The 13,314-nt window shown below is 59.7% G+C and carries 12 protein-coding genes; 9 read left to right on the plus strand and 3 right to left on the minus strand.

From position 1 onward, the window contains the following. Positions 1–56: 56 nt before the first annotated feature. The gene (locus BSZ35_RS16380) at positions 57–1,376 is read left to right on the plus strand and encodes a type IX secretion system plug protein domain-containing protein (protein ID WP_105013447.1); all 1,320 of its coding nucleotides are present in this window, start codon (positions 57–59) and stop codon (positions 1,374–1,376) included. A gap of 153 nt (positions 1,377–1,529) precedes the next feature. Here BSZ35_RS16380 and BSZ35_RS16385 read toward each other — a convergent pair whose 3' ends face one another. Continuing rightward, positions 1,530–1,745, minus strand: coding sequence for a cold shock domain-containing protein (locus BSZ35_RS16385; RefSeq protein WP_105013448.1), 216 nt, complete (start codon positions 1,743–1,745; stop codon positions 1,530–1,532). Between the two features lie 343 nt (positions 1,746–2,088). Between BSZ35_RS16385 and BSZ35_RS16390 the strand changes: the two genes are divergently transcribed. After that, positions 2,089–3,129, plus strand: a complete 1,041-nt coding sequence (locus BSZ35_RS16390) for a saccharopine dehydrogenase NADP-binding domain-containing protein (protein ID WP_105013449.1) — start codon at positions 2,089–2,091, stop codon at positions 3,127–3,129. Between the two features lie 127 nt (positions 3,130–3,256). Here BSZ35_RS16390 and BSZ35_RS16395 read toward each other — a convergent pair whose 3' ends face one another. Then, positions 3,257–3,688, minus strand: coding sequence for a CoA-binding protein (locus tag BSZ35_RS16395; RefSeq protein ID WP_105013450.1), 432 nt, complete (start codon positions 3,686–3,688; stop codon positions 3,257–3,259). 406 nt (positions 3,689–4,094) lie between these two features. Here BSZ35_RS16395 and leuS point away from each other — a divergent pair, with 406 nt between their 5' ends. Then, entirely contained in the window at positions 4,095–6,701 is a 2,607-nt protein-coding gene (gene leuS, locus BSZ35_RS16400) for a leucine--tRNA ligase (RefSeq protein WP_105013451.1), read from the plus strand. A 56-nt stretch (positions 6,702–6,757) separates the two neighbouring features. Here the strand turns inward: leuS and BSZ35_RS16405 are convergent, their stop codons facing one another. Continuing rightward, positions 6,758–6,985, minus strand: a complete 228-nt coding sequence (locus tag BSZ35_RS16405) for a hypothetical protein (RefSeq protein ID WP_105013452.1) — start codon at positions 6,983–6,985, stop codon at positions 6,758–6,760. A gap of 122 nt (positions 6,986–7,107) precedes the next feature. On the opposite strand from BSZ35_RS16405, the gene bshB1 reads away from it, so the two are divergent. From bshB1 to gcvH, 6 genes are all read left to right on the plus strand, one after another. Then, positions 7,108–7,875 carry a bacillithiol biosynthesis deacetylase BshB1 gene (bshB1, locus tag BSZ35_RS16410; RefSeq protein WP_105013453.1) on the plus strand — a complete coding sequence of 256 codons (768 nt, stop codon included), beginning with the start codon at positions 7,108–7,110 and terminating at the stop codon, positions 7,873–7,875. 341 nt (positions 7,876–8,216) lie between these two features. Beyond that, positions 8,217–9,395, plus strand: a complete 1,179-nt coding sequence (ftsZ, locus tag BSZ35_RS16415; protein WP_105013454.1) for a cell division protein FtsZ — start codon at positions 8,217–8,219, stop codon at positions 9,393–9,395. A 489-nt stretch (positions 9,396–9,884) separates the two neighbouring features. Next, positions 9,885–10,469: an elongation factor P gene (efp, locus tag BSZ35_RS16420; RefSeq protein WP_105013455.1), complete on the plus strand. Its 585-nt coding sequence runs from the start codon at positions 9,885–9,887 to the stop codon at positions 10,467–10,469. Between the two features lie 22 nt (positions 10,470–10,491). Then, entirely contained in the window at positions 10,492–11,184 is a 693-nt protein-coding gene (gene accB, locus BSZ35_RS16425) for an acetyl-CoA carboxylase biotin carboxyl carrier protein (RefSeq protein WP_258096753.1), read from the plus strand. A gap of 179 nt (positions 11,185–11,363) precedes the next feature. Next, entirely contained in the window at positions 11,364–12,725 is a 1,362-nt protein-coding gene (accC, locus tag BSZ35_RS16430; protein WP_105013456.1) for an acetyl-CoA carboxylase biotin carboxylase subunit, read from the plus strand. An 89-nt stretch (positions 12,726–12,814) separates the two neighbouring features. Continuing rightward, positions 12,815–13,189: a glycine cleavage system protein GcvH gene (gcvH, locus tag BSZ35_RS16435; protein WP_105013457.1), complete on the plus strand. Its 375-nt coding sequence runs from the start codon at positions 12,815–12,817 to the stop codon at positions 13,187–13,189. Positions 13,190–13,314: the final 125 nt, after the last annotated feature.

Raw genomic sequence — 13,314 nt, forward strand, 5'->3', positions numbered from 1 at the left:
CGCCCCCGGTTCATGCCCGCACGCGTTAGGTTTTTCGGTCAGGACGTTGTTGTGGAATGCGATCAGTGGTGTGTTGGGGGCTCCTTCTCGGCGGGACAGCGCTCGTTCTTTTTGGGGGGAGTGGATGTGTGTCGTCTGAGCAGGCCGAGGGGCAGGCCGACGACAGTGTGGCCACCCGGTCCGAGACACCTCGCACGGCCGGGCCTTCTTTGGCTCCGCAAGACGAGGACATCCGGACTGTGCAGTTGTATCGAGGAGAGAATGAGCGAAATCTGCCGATCACGTCTCTTCAGTCTCCGGAGCCGCTAACCCTGGAGTTTGACTTAATGGCGCAGCAGGGCCGGCCACTCTCCGTCTATTTTGTGCACGCCAACCGGGAGTGGAAACGCGATCTGTCGCCCAGCCAGACCCTGGAATCCTACCACGACGACCGGCTTGTGGACTACCGGGGGTCTCAGGGAACGGAGGTCCCTTACGTTCACTACGAGTATCGCTTCCCGAACGACGATATCCGCTTCCGGGTGAGCGGCAACTACATCCTGCGTGTTACGGAGCAGGGACGGCGAGACTCCGTGTTGTTCGAGCGTCCGTTCTTCATCAGCGACGAGACGGGGGACTTGCAACTTGGGGCGGAAGCCCTCATGGTGCCGGGGCAGCGACAACGATCTCTTCGGCCCATCGCCCGGTACAATCCCCCCGCAGCGCTGAGAGGAGACCCGTTCGGCTACACGGTGTGCTTCGTGCGCAATGGGCGGCTGCCGGATACGCGATGTCAAGGTCGTCCCTTGCTCGCTCAACAGCCCCGACTCGAGTTCGAGTTGGATCGGGACGAGGCCTTTGCTCCGATCACGGCCGACTACACCGTTGACCTCGGCGATCTTCGTACCGGAGCGAAGATCGAACGGACGAACCGCACCGTGTCCCCTCTAGAGGTGTTGCTAGAGCCCGACTACGCCCAGTTCTCGGGTCGGGATCTCGATGCCGCCCTGAACGGACAAATCGTGGTGAAGGCGGCGGTGGACGGACGCGCAACACCTGCGCTCACTGCCGAATACGTGGAGACTACGTTCGCATTCGTCCCACCGCGGGAGCAGCCCCTTGCCGGGCGCGTGGTGGTCGCCGGAAGCTTTTCCGGCATGAATCCCGCTCAGGGCACCCGGATGGAGTGGCGGCCCCTTCGCGGGCGATACGAGGGCGAGATCTTGTTGAAGCAGGGCCTATACCAATACTTTTACCACACGCCTGATGCTCGGCTCCGAGACGCCGTTCGCCGATCACAGGCCCGCATCCAGAGTATCTATACCAGTTTTGTGTACTACGAAGATCCGAGTGTAGGCACTGATCGGCTCCTCCGCGTCAACAGTGTCCGCCGGTAGTCGTTGATCTCCCGTGGGTCAGCGTCCGACCGCTCATCCGTTTTCGGGAGTGACTGCACACAGAAAGAGTCGGGCCGCGGGGGCTGTCCGAAAAAACTGCCCCATCCCGGAAGGAATGGGGCAGAGGCATGCACAAAATGGGGGACGAAACCGCTACCCAATGACGACCACGTCTTGTGCATTGGGGCCCTTATCGGTATGCCCGACAGTAAACTCGACCCGGTCATCCTCGTCGAGACTCTTGAAGCCTTCCGTGTCGATTTCGCTGTAGTGCACAAAGAGGTCCTCACCTCCCTCTTCGGGGACAATGAATCCGTAGCCCTTCTCGTTGCTGAACCACTTCACGGTTCCGGTCTGTCGCTCTGCCATGGTGCTGCGTTGAGTTTCGAAATAGAAAAAGCATATACACAGCGGCAGAGCACCCGATAATCTATCGCCCGGCGTCCACGGGGACGCGTACCGAGAGATGTGATGAACTGCCACTCTCCAGTACAATACGGTATTGTAAGGCCCAATGTCAAAGTCTCTTTGCAATTTTTGGCTTGTTCGGAGGTGGACCAAGTCCTTTTTCTAATTCTATCTACGAATCTATATCGTCTTCTGGGAAAAACAGGGGCCACACAGGAAGGGCGGATTCGAATGAATCCTTGTCCTCTTGAATGAATTGGAGGGATGTGATTCATCGCAACGTTCCCTACACTCTACAGCCTTCATGTCGTACCTCATCTATGGCGCTTACGGCTACACTGGTCAGCTTATTGCCCAACGCGCTGTAGAGGAGGGACACGAGCCGGTTTTGGCCGGCCGTGACGAGGAGGCGTTGGAGACCATGGCCTCCAGCCTTGGATTGCCCTTTGAGGTTGTGTCGCTCAAGGCCCCGGGGCGTCTCCAGGCCGTGCTCAACGACGCGGAGGCGGTCGTGCACTGTGCCGGTCCGTTTGTCCGTACCACGGGGCCGATGGCGGCGGCGTGTTTGGAGACCGGCACGCACTATCTCGACATTACCGGCGAGATTCCGGTGTTTGAGGCATTGGCCGATCGAGGAGCGGCGGCGGAGCGGCGAGACGTCATGCTGCTGCCGGGCATCGGGTTCGATGTGGTGCCGACCGATTGTCTGGCGCGCTCGTTGGCTGAGGAGGGGGGCTCGGCGACGACGCTCGAATTGGCCGTCTATGGGTCGGGGGGAATTTCTAAAGGCACTCTCAAGTCTGTGATCGAGCACGCGGACGTTGGCGGGCGCGTGCGACGACAAGGAGCGCTCGTCGAGGTGCCCCTTGGGTGGAGTACGCGCACAGTCGATTTTGGGGACCGGACCCGCACGGTGGTGTCGATCCCCTGGGGAGACCTCGTAACGGCTCATCACAGTACCGGCATTCCGAATATAACGGTGTATGTGGCGCTGCCGCCGATCGGGCGTCTGGCCTTTCGGATGGGCGAGTATCTAAAAGGACTGCTGGGGTGGCCTCCATTGAAGACGCTTCTGCAGCGGGGCGTGGATCGGTGGATGGACAATCCCTCTTCGGAGGCGCGCCGGAACGGGCGCACTCGCGTGTGGGCGTCCGTTCGGGAGGACACCGGCGAGCGTCGGACTGCTCGTCTTACAGGGCCGGAGGCCTATACCTTTACGGCGCGGACCGCCGTGGAGGCGGCGGGGCGCGTCATGGAGGGCACAGCGCCGCCGGGCTTTCAAACGCCGTCGACGGCATTTGGGGCGTCGTTCGTGGCCGACATAGAAGGTGTGGAGTGGGAATAGGGGATGTCGTGTCGACCGACTTGTGCATGGGCCAGCGTACCTGTATTCCCTTCGTCTGGGTCCGTGCTTCGGATCGCACGAGTCTCGTGTGGTGGAGCGACTCTGCACCCATGGGGGCCGTTGGTCGTCAGGCCAGCAGCCGATCGTACGCCACCTTGATGCATCGATTGCGGACGTAGGGGAAGCCCGCCTCCGCGGCCAGCGTCTCTGCGGCCGAGCTTGATACCCCCAACTGGGTCCAAATTACCGGCTTTTTCCCGGTTTGGTGAGACCGGTCGACGGCCGTCTGCACCATGTCCGCCGTGTGCTGCGGGGCCCGGAAAATGTCGACAATGTCGATCTGAACGTCGTCAGGAATGCTGGGAAGGTCCGGATAGCAGGACTCGCCGAGTATCTCGTCGTAGTTGGGGTTCACCGGCACGATGCGGTAGCCCCGCTCCTGCATGTAGCGGGCAATCTTGTGACTGGTACGCATCGGCTGGGCCGAGCATCCCACGACGGCGATGGTTTCGGAGGACTCGAGGACGGAGCGAAGGTCAGGGGACTGAACGTCAGGCATTGGAGGGAGGGGAGGAATCGTTACGATGTTCGGCGAGAAACGGGACGGCCGTGTGCTCCGTCTCCGAAACAGATGGATGGGTCAAGAGCATGAGGATTTCTGCACGTCTCTACGTTTCCGTGCTGTTGGTAGAGCGGCGGAATGCGAATCTCCGTCGTGACCATGCATTTCCACAGGACGGCCGGGCGGCGGGCATAGAACAATTGAATTTTGGGCTTGAGGGTGGAGAGCGGAGAACACGGTCGGTACCCTGTTTTTGCCCGTTTTTGGCGCTCCCTCGGGGATCCTTTCCCTGGATGAGGGACGTAAAACACGGTTGTCGTTACGCATGGAGTCCCGGAAGAGTATTCCGCGGATCCGAAAGAGACGCATCGTCCATCCCTTGAATCCCCAACGTTGCACGCCCATGGCCTATCCATTCCAGGACATCGAACCAAAGTGGCAGGAGTACTGGGAGGAGCATCAGACCTTCCGCACGCCGGAGGATGTACCGGAGGATGAGGAGAAGGCGTACGTGCTCGACATGTTTCCGTATCCGAGCGGTTCAGGGCTTCATGTGGGACACCCGGAAGGATACACGGCCACCGACATTGTGGCTCGTTACAAGCGCATGCAGGGCGTGCACGTGCTACACCCAATGGGGTGGGATGCCTTTGGCCTGCCTGCTGAGCAGTACGCCCTGAAAACCAACACTCATCCCCGCGAGACGACGAAGCAAAACATTGCCCAGTTCAAGCGTCAGCTTAAGCGGCTGGGCTTCTCGTACGACTGGCAGCGGGAGATTAACACCACCGATCCCGACTACTACAAATGGACGCAGTGGATCTTTTTGAAGCTCTATGAGAAGGGGCTGGCCTACCAGTCCGAAGAGCCGGTGTGGTGGTGCGAAGAGCTGGGGACTGTACTGGCCGATGAGGAGGTGATCGACGGCAAAAGCGAGCGGGGTGGGTATCCGTGCGAGCGTGTCCCCATGCGGCAGTGGGTGCTCAAGATTACGGAGTACGCCGACCGGCTGCTGGAGGGGCTCGATGATCTCGACTGGCCGGAGAGCACGAAGGAGATGCAGCGTAACTGGATCGGCCGGTCGGAGGGGGCGGACATCTACTTCGACCTGGCGGGCGTGGACGATACGCTCAAGGTCTATACTACGCGTCCCGACACAATTTTCGGGGCCACCTACATGGTCTTAGCGCCCGAGCACGACCTCGTCGACGAGATCACGACCGACGAACAACGGGCTGAAGTGGAGCGCTACATTGATGAGGCCCTTCAGAAGAGCGACGTGGAGCGCAAACAGGAGGACAAGACCGGAGTCTTTACCGGTGGGTATGCGGTCAATCCAGCCACCGGAGAGGAAATTCCCGTCTGGGTGGCCGACTACGTACTGGCCTCGTACGGAACGGGTGCGATCATGTCGGTTCCTGCTCATGACGAACGGGACTACGCGTTTGCCCAGAAGTTCGACCTGCCCATTCGCGAGGTTGTGAAGGGCGGTAACGTCGACGAGGAGGCATACCCCGGCGACGGACCGCACGTCAATTCTGCCAATGACGACGTGGACCTGAACGGCCTCAATAATGATAAGGCGCAGAAGCGCATCGTCGAGTGGCTGGAAGCAGAGGGCGTCGGAGAGCACAAGGTCAATTATCAGTTGCGCGATTGGCTCTTCAGTCGCCAGCGCTATTGGGGCGAGCCGTTCCCCATCGTCTTTACCGAGGATGGCGAAGACAAACCGGTTCCGGAAGACGATCTTCCGGTCACGCTGCCCGACATCGAGACCTTTGAGCCGAGCGGATCGCCCGAAGGGCCGCTCTCCAATATTGAGGACTGGGTGGAGACGACCGATCCGGAGACCGGCGAGCCCGCGACTCGAGAGACCAACACGATGCCGCAGTGGGCCGGCTCCTGCTGGTACTACCTCCGCTTCATCGATCCTGACAACGACGAGCAGCTGGTCGATCCGGAAAAGGAGCAGTATTGGATGCCGGTCGATCTCTACGTGGGGGGCTCCGAGCATGCGGTGCTCCACTTGCTCTACGCCCGATTTTGGCACAAGGTGCTCTACGACGCGGGGGTTGTCTCGACCAAAGAGCCCTTCCAGACGCTCGTCCATCAGGGCATTATCCTGGGGGAGAAGGAGTACACTGCGTTCCGAAATGCCGACGGCGAATACGTCTCTGACGAATATGTTGACGACGGGGTAGATGAACGCACCGGTGAGGAGCTGACGCGTGAGGAGCTAGACGAGGACGACGTCGAGAAGGACGGCGACGTGTTCGTTCTCACAGAGCGGCCGGACGTTCAGGTCGAGGCGCGCAGCCACAAGATGAGCAAGAGCCGGGGCAACGTCGTCAATCCCGATGACGTGGTGGACGAGTACGGTGCCGATGCCCTCCGGCTCTACGAGATGTTCATGGGACCGCTGGAGCAGGTGAAAGCCTGGAGCACGAGCGATGTGGACGGGGTCTTCCGTTTCCTGAACCGCGTCTGGCGCCTCATCGTGGACGAAGAGAGCGGCGAACTAGTCGTAACTGACGAGGAGCCGGAGCGCGAGCAGTTGCGCGAGCTGCACCAGACGATCAAGAAGGTGACGCAGGACATTGAGCACCTGGACTTCAACACCGCTATTGCGGCGATGATGGAGTTTGTGAATGTGGCGAACAAGTGGGATGCGATGCCGCGGGAGATTGCGGAACCCCTGGTCCTGCTCCTCAGCCCGTTCGCTCCTCACATCAGCGAAGAGTTATGGCGCCGGTTGGGGCACGACGATAGTCTCGCTTACGAGGACTGGCCGGAGTACGAAGAAGCGTTGCTCCACCGCGAGGTGGTGGAAATGGCCGTGCAGGTGAACGGTACGGTTCGCGGCACTATTGAGGTGGAGGCCGATGCCGACGAGGAGAAGGTACTGGCAACGGCGAAAGACGACGATAATGTGGCGCGCCACCTCGACGGCAAGACCATCCAGCGCGAAATTTACGTTCCGGGTCAGATCGTCAACTTCGTCGCAAATTGACAGTCCGTCGGGGGCGTTCCGGTTAACGGGCACAACGGAAGGATTGCGGCGTCCGGTTAATTTCTACCGGTGACCAGGTCGGGCCCCGGCGCGTCGCCGTGAAGCACGTACCAGACGAGCATCGCCTTATCGGTGTCGCCGTAGGGAGAGCCGACGTCTCGGTAGGCCTCCCACGCCTGGCGGTACAGGTTCAGGGCACACTGCTGCATGGCAGGCGAGAGGTCCGACGAAGGAGGGTTTTCGTCGCCCAGGGGGAGAAGAGGAAGCTCGTTGCGGTCGGGCATGAGTGCGGAGAGCGTGTGTCAATTGATCGGAAATCGAGACGATTACGGACGGGGAACCGATCCCGGCCGGCGTCCTCATTCATTTGCCAAAACTGTTCCATCCCTCATCCTTTACCGCTTCTATGTCTAATGCCCCTTCGCTTGACGTTCTTGCCTTTGCCGCTCATCCCGACGACGTAGAGCTTTGTGCAGGAGGGACGATGTGTCTGCTTGCCCAGCAGGGCTATGACGTGGGCATTGTCGACTTCACGAAGGGCCAACTCGGCTCTCGCGGCACGCCGGAGCTGCGCATGGAAGAGGCAGAGCAGGCCTCAGAAATTATCGGGCTCTCGGCCCGTGAGAATCTCGGCATGATGGACGGGGACATCCAGAACACGAGAGCGAACCAGCGGGACGTGATCGAAGTGGTGCGCCGCTACCGCCCCGACATTGTGCTCACGAATGCCCCGGAAAGTCGACATCCCGATCATGAGGATGCGGCGGAGCTGTCGACCGACGCTCTGTACTACAGCGGCTTGAAAGAGATTGAGACGACCGGTCCAGACGGGGCCTCGCAGGATCCCTGGCGCCCGCACCACGTGCTTCACTACATGCAGGCGGTGTCGTTTGACCCGACGCTGGTGGTGGACGTGACGGACGTGTGGGATCAGCGCATCGAGGCGCTTCAGGCCTTCAAATCGCAATTCCACAATCCCGATTATGAACCGGACGACGATGAGCCGGAGACGTTTGTGTCCAACCCGCAGTTTTTTGAGTGGGTGAAGTCTAGGGCGCGCACGTATGGGTACAAAGTAGGCGCGACCTACGGCGAACCGTTTCTCTATCGTCAGGGGCCCTTCGGCGTGACGGATTTGCCGGCCGTGCTCAGCAAAGAAAAGGAATTCCGGTAACGAGGAGAGGGAGGAAGATTGTTCTTGCCGTGTCGTTCAGGAAGGCGGAAGACCCCGGGGGCACACTCATCTCCCGAAAAGGAAGAGATTCCCGAGGCCCTTCCCGTCTGTTCGGGGAGAAATGCAATCTACAAGGACACAGAGCTCTAATCCAACTCTAGCGGGGAGGAGAGTTCTCTGGAACAAGGGCAGTTATCGGAAAGCGGTTCCGGAAGGGAAAGAAAGCCGTACAATGGGTCCGTCGTCAATTCGTTCGATGTAGAAGGAGGAAGAAGCATTTTTCTACAGGGGATTGGTAAAGGGGAGGTCCGTTGGAATCGAATTGACGAACACCCAGAAATATGTTTGAACGCTTCTACAATCGGACGCTTCGACGGTTTTTTGGATCACGGTTCACGGGGGACGCTCGCATTGCGGTTGTTGGAGTCGGAGGCGGCGGGGGAAACGCGGTCAACAACATGGTTGAGAACGGAATCGAGGGCGTCGATTTTATCGCAGTCAACACCGATTCTCAGGTGCTCGCCACCAACAAAGCAGACCGCTGCATCCAGGTAGGAAAAGAAGCAACAGGGGGACTGGGAGCAGGGGCACGCCCCGAGGTAGGAGTAGATGCGGTAAAAGAGAGTCGGGACGTGATTGAGCATGCCATTCAACCGTACGACATGATGTTTATCACGGCGGGCATGGGAGGAGGCACCGGGACTGGAGGGGCGCCCGTTCTGGCCTCGATTGCTCAGGAGTTGGGCATCCTCACTGTAGGCATTGTAACCCGTCCCTTCGAATGTGAGGGCCCCCGCCGCCGACGGATTGCCGATCAGGGCATTGAGCAGCTCCGCGAGCAGGCCGACACCCTGCTCGTGATTCCCAACGAGCGTCTGTTAGACCTTGCCAATGATGGGACCAGTCTCGAAGAGGCCTTTTGGATGGCCGATGAGGTGCTCTACGATGCGACCCGAGGCATCGTGAATCTCATTACCTACGAAGGGTTGATCAATCTGGATTTTGCCGACGTCGATCGGACCATGAGGAACGGTGGGACCGCACTTCTCGGCATCTCCACGCAGTACAACATGCGTCAGCATCGGACGCCTCGGGGAAAGGCCCAAAAGACCGATGGAGGGCGCAACGACACTGGCGAAACCACGAGTCGCCCCGAAGAAGCGGCGGTCGAGGCCATTTCAAGCCCACTTTTTGATGGGCGATCCATTGACGGAGCGGACAAGGTATTGGTCAATGTGACCGGAGGGCCGTCGCTTGGTTTTCGAGAAGCGATGTCAGTCGTGGAGGTGATTCAGGCCGAGGCAGGGGAGAACTGTGAGGTAATCTTTGGGGCGGTCACTGATGAAAGTATCGAGGGTCAGTTTCAGGTTACGGTGATTGCCACTGGGCTCGACGAAGAGCAGACCGCCAACCACGCCGTACGGATTCCTTCTCAGGGGATAGATCAGATCAAAATCCCCAACAGCCACATCGTTGAGAGCGAATCTGTCCCTGTTGCCGCGGAAAACGGCAGGGGATAAGCACCATCGGAATCATTCCTTTTTGGACGCTCGCAGACCGTCTATTCCTGTACGGAAGTGAGCTGGCACGAGGAGTCCAATCGTTCTGCCACGGGCACGTCCCGCTCCACGGGGCCACGTCTGCCCCTGGCATGTCTGCATTTCCTGATTGAACCGCCATCTTTGTGTATCGTAGCGGTTCTGGCTCTGCGTTCAGCAGGGAGAAGGCATTCGAATATCGGTCTCCTCCGGCACCGAAAGGGAGCAGTCGATCCCTGGGAGAAGTCTCGGCGCCAGGAAAACGTGGCGTTGGAACCAGTGAAGGAGGAGGCCTGCTGCCAGGTGAATTGTCGATGTCGGGTGGCCTACTCTGCAACAAAGAGTCGGCGTGCGACTTTAGAAAAAAGTCCCGTGGTTTGATGCCGATTCATCGGGACGAATTGACACCGCAGGCGGCGGCGCGGTATATTGCCTCCCGTCATCCTTCTCGAATGGAGCAACCACATCCGTATGGCGGATACGAGTGATTTCCGAAACGGCATGACCTTTATCTGGAAAGACGATCTCTGGGAGATCGTCGATTTCCTGCACGTGAAGCCCGGCAAGGGCGGGGCATTCGTGCGCACCACCCTTAAGAATGTGAAGGACGGCCATGAGGTGGAGGAGACCTTCCGGGCCGGAGCCAAGGTCGACGAGGTACGCATCGAGCGGCGCCCGCACCAGTACCTCTATGAGGACGATTACGGCCTTCACTTCATGAATACCGAGAACTACGAGCAGTTCTCCATGCCCCCCGAACAGGTCGAGGGACGCGAGTACCTAAAGGAGGGCGGTGACGTCGACATTCTGTTTCGGACGGATACGGAAAAGCCGCTCCGCACCGAAGTGCCGATGAAGGTGGAGTTGGAGGTAGTCGACACGACGCCGGGGGTCAAGGGCGACACTGCACAAGGGGGCGACAAGCCGGCAACGCTCCAGAGCGGAGCCACCGTGGACGTGCCTCTCTTTATTAACGAGGGAGATGTTGTGCGCGTCAACACGAAGACGGGGGAGTATGAGACCCGGGTCTCGGAAGCGGAGGGGCCGACCGTGTGACACTGTTCGTTCAGAAGGATGCGTGCCCGCAGGTTTTTTCGCAGACATCCACCAGACGATGAAGCTCTCGAAGATTCAGGAACTGCTGCGACTCGTTGCCGAAAGCGGCGTGTCGGAGGTTGAGATTGAAGAAGACGATTTTAAGCTCACCATCCGGCAGAACAGCCCGCAGGTGCTCATGCAACCAGCCGCCTATCCGGCCCAGCAGGGATACGGGGCCCCGCAGCACATGCAGCCCCAGGCGCCGCCCCAGCAGGCCCCTGCCCCTCCCCAGCAGCCAGCACCGCAGCCGCAGGCGCCTCAACAGCAGGCAGCCTCCGCGGGGGGACAGGCACAACAGCAGGCCCCGGCCGGAGGAGGACAGCAGGCGGCTGCTGGAAGTGCCGAACCGGAGGGCACCTCGTCCGCCGCATCGGCACAGGAGACGGCCGAAAACGGCACGGCCGAAGCGGATACGGACACGGCCGCCGAAGAGCATGTCGTGAAGGCGCCCATCGTGGGCACGTTCTACCGCGCACCGTCTCCTGACTCTGATCCGTTCGTGGACGTGGGGGATACCGTTTCTGAGGGCGACGTCCTCTGCATCATCGAGGCAATGAAGTTGATGAACGAGATTGAGTGCGAGACGTCAGGCACCATTCAGGAGATCCTGGTGGAGGACGCCGAGCCCGTCGAATTCGATCAGCCGCTCTTTGTGATCGAAGAAGAATCGTAACCACCGGCTGTTGCTTTTCCGGCGCCGGGGCGTGAGGAAGGCATATTCCGTATTGCGTGGAGTTGTGGGATACGCAATACGACGTACGCACCGGCCCGCGTCGCACCTTGTCTCGTTTCTCAGGACGTGCTTCAGCCGCAGACCGAGAGCCTGCCCGTCGAACCTGTTTCTGACTCCGAATGAGTGACATCCGAAAAATCTTGATTGCCAACCGCGGCGAGATTGCGCTGCGGATTATTCGCACCTGCCACGAGATGGGGATCAACACGGTCGCCGTCTACTCGACGATGGACCGAGACGCCCTGCACGTCCGCTTTGCCGATGAGGCGGTCTGCATCGGCCCCCCTGCCTCGGCCGATAGTTACCTGCGGCCCGACCGCATCATTGCGGCCGCGGAGGTGACCGGCGCTGATGCCATTCATCCCGGCTACGGCTTCCTCTCAGAAAACGCGGAGTTTAGCCAGATCTGTGCGGACAACGACATCGAGTTCATCGGCCCGAAGCCGGAAACCATGCGGCTAATGAGCAAGAAGGACGTCGCAAAGGAGACGATGGCCGAAGCGGGCGTCCCCATCGTGGAAGGGTCCGACGGTACGATCAGCGACATCGACGAGGCTCGGAGTCTGGCAGCTGACATTGGCTTTCCGGTGATGATTAAGGCGGCGTCGGGCGGCGGCGGTACCGGAATGCGCCTGGTGTGGGAAGAAGAGGAATTCGACAACAAGTTTAAGGGGGCGCGCTCGGAGGCCGACGCGGCCTTCGACGACCCGGAAGTCTACATCGAGAAGTTTGTCGAGAATCCACGTCACGTCGAGATCCAGCTTTTGGGGGACGGGAAGGGCAACGTTATGCACTTTGGAGAGCGCGAGTGCTCCATCCAGCGTCGTCACCAAAAGCTCGTGGAGGAGGCACCGTCGCCGATCATGGACGAGGAGCTTCGGCAGGAAATGGGCGAGGCCGCCGTCCGTGGCGCCGAAGCCGTCAACTACGAGGGCGCCGGCACGATTGAGTTTCTCGTAGGGGCCGATCGCAATTTCTACTTCATGGAGATGAATACGCGGATTCAGGTGGAGCACCCCGTCACGGAGGAAGTGACGGACTGCGACCTTGTAGAGTATCAGATTCGCGTGTCGATGGGGGAGACGGTGGAGCGCACGTCCGCCGAGATGGAGGGACATGCCATCGAGTGTCGAATTAATGCCGAGAACCCCTTCAAGAATTTCAGTCCGGCCCCTGGGGAAATTACGGCCTTCCACCAGCCGGGGGGGCACGGCGTACGCGTCGATACGGCGGCGTACGCGGGTTACATGATCCCGCCCACCTACGACTCGATGATTGCAAAGCTCATCACGTACGGGAAGACCCGCGATCACGCGATTCGGAAGATGCGCCGGGCGCTCGACGAGTTCATCATTGAGGGCGTGGACACGACCATTCCGTTCCATCAGCAGCTCATGGACGATGAGCGTTTCCAGAACGGAAACTTCGACACCCGTTTCCTGGATGACTTCGAAATGGAGCCAGCGCCCGCAGCGGCTTGATCTCTGACTGGGATCTCACGTTGGGATTCCCCGCCGGGCATCGTATATTTTGCTGAATCGTTTTCTCAACACTTCCCTTTTCCAATCGGATGGATACCCCCGACGATCTCTACTACACCGAGGACCACGAATGGCTGCAGGTCGACGACGGTACTGCCATTGTAGGCATCACTGATTTTGCTCAAAGTGAGCTCGGCGACATCGTCTTTGTCGAAATTGAGCCGGAGGGCACCGAGCTTGGGCAGGGCGAAGTCTTTGGAACTGTGGAAGCCGTAAAGACGGTTTCCGAATTGTACATGCCTGTGAGCGGCACCATTACTGCCTTCAATGACGAGCTCGAGTTGGAGCCGGAACTGGTAAACGACGACCCCTACGGCGATGGCTGGATGGTGGAGATGGAGCTTGCCGATGAGAGCGAACTGGAGGACCTGATGGACGCCAGTGCGTACGACGAGTACATTTAACCGGAGAGAGAAGACTCAGGCACTGGGAGAGTTGGGCTCAATGGCAGCGTATTGCGTGGTACGTATTGCGTAATGCGTATTCCGTAGTGTGTGAGCGTGGCCCCGAGTACGCAATACGAAATACG

The organism is Salinibacter sp. 10B, from assembly GCF_002954405.1.
Taxonomy (GTDB): Bacteria; Bacteroidota; Rhodothermia; order Rhodothermales; family Salinibacteraceae; genus Salinibacter.

Bases quoted from the DNA above. Each gene is read 5' to 3' on its own strand.
- BSZ35_RS16390 (WP_105013449.1), top strand. From the start codon at position 2,089: ATGTCGTACCTCATCTATGGCGCTTACGGCTACACTGGTCAGCTTATT.
- BSZ35_RS16405 (WP_105013452.1), bottom strand. From the start codon at position 6,985: ATGCCCGACCGCAACGAGCTTCCTCTTCTCCCCCTGGGCGACGAAAAC.
- gcvH (WP_105013457.1), top strand. From the start codon at position 12,815: ATGGATACCCCCGACGATCTCTACTACACCGAGGACCACGAATGGCTG.
- BSZ35_RS16395 (WP_105013450.1), bottom strand. From the start codon at position 3,688: ATGCCTGACGTTCAGTCCCCTGACCTTCGCTCCGTCCTCGAGTCCTCC.
- accC (WP_105013456.1), top strand. From the start codon at position 11,364: ATGAGTGACATCCGAAAAATCTTGATTGCCAACCGCGGCGAGATTGCG.
- leuS (WP_105013451.1), top strand. From the start codon at position 4,095: ATGGCCTATCCATTCCAGGACATCGAACCAAAGTGGCAGGAGTACTGG.
- efp (WP_105013455.1), top strand. From the start codon at position 9,885: ATGGCGGATACGAGTGATTTCCGAAACGGCATGACCTTTATCTGGAAA.
- bshB1 (WP_105013453.1), top strand. From the start codon at position 7,108: ATGTCTAATGCCCCTTCGCTTGACGTTCTTGCCTTTGCCGCTCATCCC.
- BSZ35_RS16385 (WP_105013448.1), bottom strand. From the start codon at position 1,745: ATGGCAGAGCGACAGACCGGAACCGTGAAGTGGTTCAGCAACGAGAAG.
- BSZ35_RS16380 (WP_105013447.1), top strand. From the start codon at position 57: ATGCGATCAGTGGTGTGTTGGGGGCTCCTTCTCGGCGGGACAGCGCTC.
- ftsZ (WP_105013454.1), top strand. From the start codon at position 8,217: ATGTTTGAACGCTTCTACAATCGGACGCTTCGACGGTTTTTTGGATCA.